The 4,377-nt window shown below is 71.1% G+C and carries 3 protein-coding genes; all 3 read left to right on the forward strand.

What is annotated here, in order from left to right; all coding sequences use genetic code 11:
- Nucleotides 1-155 precede the first annotated feature (155 nt).
- The 3 genes from ACFV0G_RS35870 to dxs all read left to right on the forward strand — a co-directional run bounded on the left by ACFV0G_RS35870 (nt 156) and on the right by dxs (nt 4,369).
- Complete coding sequence (locus ACFV0G_RS35870) at nt 156-944, forward strand: ATP-binding cassette domain-containing protein (protein WP_380556980.1); 789 nt, start codon at nt 156-158, stop codon at nt 942-944.
- Complete coding sequence (locus tag ACFV0G_RS35875; protein WP_380556982.1) at nt 941-2,224, forward strand: sugar ABC transporter permease; 1,284 nt, start codon at nt 941-943, stop codon at nt 2,222-2,224. The genes ACFV0G_RS35870 and ACFV0G_RS35875 overlap by 4 nt, the downstream gene beginning before the upstream one ends.
- Before the next feature lie 237 nt (nt 2,225-2,461).
- Nucleotides 2,462-4,369, forward strand: coding sequence for a 1-deoxy-D-xylulose-5-phosphate synthase (gene dxs / locus ACFV0G_RS35880; RefSeq protein WP_380556984.1), 1,908 nt, complete (start codon nt 2,462-2,464; stop codon nt 4,367-4,369).
- Nucleotides 4,370-4,377 lie beyond the last annotated feature (8 nt).

Raw genomic sequence — 4,377 nt, forward strand, 5'->3', positions numbered from 1 at the left:
CGGTTCCGGTGCACCGGAACCGGCCGCCCCCTCGGCGCTGCGCGACCATCCCCGCCGCGTCGTCAAAATCCTTTCTCGCACTACCCTTCCGTGCTCCCGCCGGAGCACGGCAGGCCGTGGCATGCCCTGGACGAGGGCGGCGCGGAACGAAGGAGATGGTTCACGTGACAGGCGCACCCGTACTGGCGTTGCGCGGTGTCTCCAAGCGCTTCGGTGCCGTGCAGGCACTGACCGACGTGCATCTGGAGGTCCACGCCGGCGAGGTCGTCGCCCTGGTCGGCGACAACGGCGCCGGCAAGTCGACGCTGGTGAAGACCATCGCGGGCGTCCACCCCATCGACGAGGGCTCGATCGAGTGGGAGGGCACCAAGGTCGCGATCAACCGGCCGCACGACGCCCAGGCCCTCGGTGTCGCCACCGTCTACCAGGACCTCGCGCTCTGCGACAACCTCGACGTGGTCGGCAACCTCTTCCTCGGCCGCGAGCTGCGCCGCTTCGGTGCGCTCGACGAGGTCGCGATGGAGAAGCGCGCCAAGGAGCTGCTCGACACCCTGTCGATCCGCATCCCCAGCGTCCGCATCCCGATCGCCGCGCTCTCCGGCGGCCAGCGCCAGGTCGTGGCGATCGCCCGCGCCCTGGTCGGCGACCCCAAGATCGTCATCCTGGACGAGCCCACCGCCGCCCTCGGCGTCGAGCAGACCGCCCAGGTCCTCGACCTGGTCGAGCGCCTGCGCGACCGCGGCCTCGGCGTCATCCTGATCAGCCACAACATGGCCGACGTCAAGGCCGTCGCGGACACCGTCGCGGTGCTCCGCCTGGGCCGCAACAACGGCGTCTTCGAGGTGGCCAACACCTCGCACGAGGAGATCATCTCCGCCATCACCGGCGCCACCGAGAACGCCGTCACCCGGCGCCAGGCACGCATTGCGGAGGAAGCGAAGTGACCACGGACCAGACCACCGACAAGGACCAGGCCGCCGCGGTGGACGCCACCCCGGCCCCCGCGGTCGACCCCCGCCTCCTCGTCCGCGAGGCCGGCTTCGCCGGCTACGTCGCCGAGTTCAAGCGCAAGATGAAGAGCGGCGACCTGGGCTCCGTCCCGGTCGTGCTCGGCCTGATCCTGATCGGCGTCATCTTCCAGAGCATCACCGGCGACTTCCTCAACGCCGACAACGTCACCAACATCACCAAGTGGATCGCCGGCCCCGGCCTCATCGCCGTCGGCATCGTCTTCGTGCTGCTGCTCGGCGAGATCGACCTGTCGCTCGGCTCCGTCGCCGGCGTCTCCGCCGCGATAGCCGCCGTCCTCTCGGTGCGCTCCGGCGTCAACGAGTGGCTGGCCTGCCTGATCGCGATCGTCGCCGCGATCGCCATCGGCGCCCTGCACGGCTTCTTCTTCGCCAAGATCGGCGTCCCGGCCTTCGTGGTCACCCTGGCCGGCCTGCTCGCCTGGAGCGGCCTGCAGATGTCCGTCCTCGGCGACAAGGGCACCGTCAACGTCCTGAACGACGGTGTGCTCGCCAACCTGGACACCTACTTCCTCGGCGACGGCGACGTCGCCTTCACCTGGGGCTTCGCGATCCTCGGCATCGCGCTCTTCGGCGTCGGGCAGTTCCTGGACGCCAAGCGCCGCGGCGACGCCGGCCTGCCGGCCCGCCCGATGAGCGAGATCGCGCTGCGCACCGGCGTGCTCGCCGTGATCGGCCTGGTCGCCGCCTACATGCTCAACCAGGACCGCGGCCTGCCGCTGCCCCTGGTGATCTTCCTGTCGATCGTCGTCATCACCGACTTCGTGCTCCGTCGCACCTCCTACGGCCGCCAGATCTTCGCGGTCGGCGGCAGCGTCGAGGCCGCCCGCCGGGCCGGCATCAACGTCGCCTGGGTGCGGATCTCGGTCTTCATGATCTCGGCCGGCATGGCGGCCCTCGGCGGCCTGTTCATCGCCTCCCAGCAGGGCTCCGCCGACAAGCTGCTCGGCAGCGGCAACGTCCTGATGAACTCCATCGCGGCGGCCGTCATCGGCGGTACCAGCCTGTTCGGCGGCCGCGGCAAGACCTGGTCCGCCCTGCTGGGCATCCTGGTCATCCAGTCGATCATCACCGGCCTCGACCTGGTGCACGTCAACCAGGCGATCCAGTACATGATCACCGGTGCGGTGCTGCTCGGCGCCGTCGTGCTCGACTCCGTCTCCCGCCGGACCCAGAAGTCCGCCGGCCGGGGCTGACGACACGCCGACACCGATGTGAGGTCCGGCACCCGAACCGAACGGGTGCCGGACCTCGTCCTGTCTGTGGGCCGACCGGACGCCTGTGGCCCATGCGCCGCACGGTGTCCGGCAGTCGGACATTAGACTCGACCAGCCGGGGTAGTCCGACAACCGTCGTCGGGCCGCCCGGCACCACGGGCGCCGACGCCCGGCGGGCCTGCCCTGGGCCCGGGAACTGTGAACGAGGAGGAACGGGTGGCCCTGCTGACCCGCATTAGGGGACCGCGCGATCTCGACCGGCTCACCCCGGCGCAGCTGGCCGACCTGGCCGAGGAGATCCGCGGCTTCCTGGTCGAAGAGGTCTCGAAGACCGGCGGCCACCTGGGCCCCAACCTGGGCGTGGTCGAGCTGACCATCGCGCTGCACCGGGTCTTCGACTCCCCGCGCGACCGGATCCTCTTCGACACCGGCCACCAGAGCTACGTGCACAAGCTGCTCACCGGCCGCCAGGACTTCAGCCGCCTCAAGATGAAGGGCGGCCTGTCCGGCTACCCCTCGCGCGCCGAGTCCGAGCACGACGTGATCGAGAACTCGCACGCCTCCACCGTGCTCGGCTACGCCGACGGCCTGGCCAAGGCCAACCAGATCCAGGGCCACCGGGACCGCCCGGTCGTCGCCGTGATCGGCGACGGCGCGCTCACCGGCGGCATGGCCTGGGAGGCGCTCAACAACATCGCCGACGCGAAGGACCTGCCGGTCGTCATCGTCGTCAACGACAACGAGCGCTCCTACTCCCCGACCATCGGCGGCCTCGCCAACCACCTGTCGACCCTGCGCACCACCCAGGGCTACGAGCGCTTCCTGTCCTGGGGCAAGGACGCCCTCCAGCGCACCCCCGTGGTCGGCCAGGCGATGTTCGACACCCTGCACGGCGCCAAGAAGGGCCTGAAGGACTTCATCGCCCCGCAGGGCATGTTCGAGGACCTCGGCCTCAAGTACATCGGCCCGATCGACGGCCACGACCTGGTGGCGCTGGAGTCCGCGCTCACCAAGGCCCGCGGCTTCGGCGGCCCGGTGATCGTGCACTGCATCACCGAGAAGGGCCGCGGCTACCACGCCGCGGAGAACAACGAGGAGGACCGCTTCCACGCGGTCGGCGTCATCCACCCCGACACCGGCCTGCCGGTGAAGTCCTCCGGCAAGGACTGGACGTCCGTCTTCGGCGAGGAGATGGTCGCCCTCGGACGCGAGCGCAAGGACATCGTGGCGATCACCGCCGCGATGCTGCACCCGGTCGGCCTCGCGCCGTTCGCCAAGGCCTACCCGGACCGCATCTTCGACGTCGGCATCGCCGAGCAGCACGCCGCCGTCTCGGCCGCGGGCCTGGCCACCAACGGCCTGCACCCGGTCGTCGCGGTCTACGCGACCTTCCTCAACCGGGCCTACGACCAGGTCCTGATGGACGTCGCCCTGCACAAGCTCGGCGTCACCTTCGTGCTCGACCGGGCCGGCGTCACCGGCACCGACGGCGCCTCCCACAACGGCATGTGGGACATGTCGATCCTGCAGACCGTCCCGGGCCTGCGGCTCGCCGCCCCGCGCGACGCCGACCAGGTCCGCGCCCAGCTGCGGGAGGCCGTCGAGGTCCACGACGCGCCCACCGTCGTCCGCTACTCCAAGGGCAGCGTCGGCCCCGCCGTCCCCGCCCTCGGCAAGGTCGGCGGCATGGACGTGCTGCGCGAGAGCGGCGAGGCCGGCGGCGAGAAGCGCGCCGACGTGCTCATCGTCTCCGTCGGCGCGATGGCCCCGCTCTGCCTGGAGGCCGCCGAGCTGCTCGACGCCCAGGGCATCACCTCGACCGTCGTCGACCCCCGCTGGGTCAAGCCGGTCGACAAGGCGCTGCCCGGCCTCGCCGCCGAGCACCGCGTCGTGGTCACCGTCGAGGACAACGGCCGCGCCGGCGGTGTCGGCTCCGCGATCGCCCAGGCCCTGCGCGACGCCGACGTCGACCTGCCGCTGCGCGACTTCGGCATCCCGCAGGAGTTCCTCGACCACGCCAAGCGCGAGGAGATCCTCGCCGAGATCGGCCTCACCGCGCCGGACGTCGCCCGCCAGGTGACCGCCCTGGTGGCCCGCCTCGACGCGCAGCCCGTCCAGGCCTGACCCCCGCC

The organism is Kitasatospora sp. NPDC059571, assembly GCF_042735675.1.
GTDB lineage: Bacteria > Actinomycetota > Actinomycetes > Streptomycetales > Streptomycetaceae > Kitasatospora.

What these genes read in the sequence shown, in the direction of transcription:
- ACFV0G_RS35870 (WP_380556980.1), top strand. Translation starts at nt 156, where the DNA reads ATGGTTCACGTGACAGGCGCACCCGTACTGGCGTTGCGCGGTGTCTCC.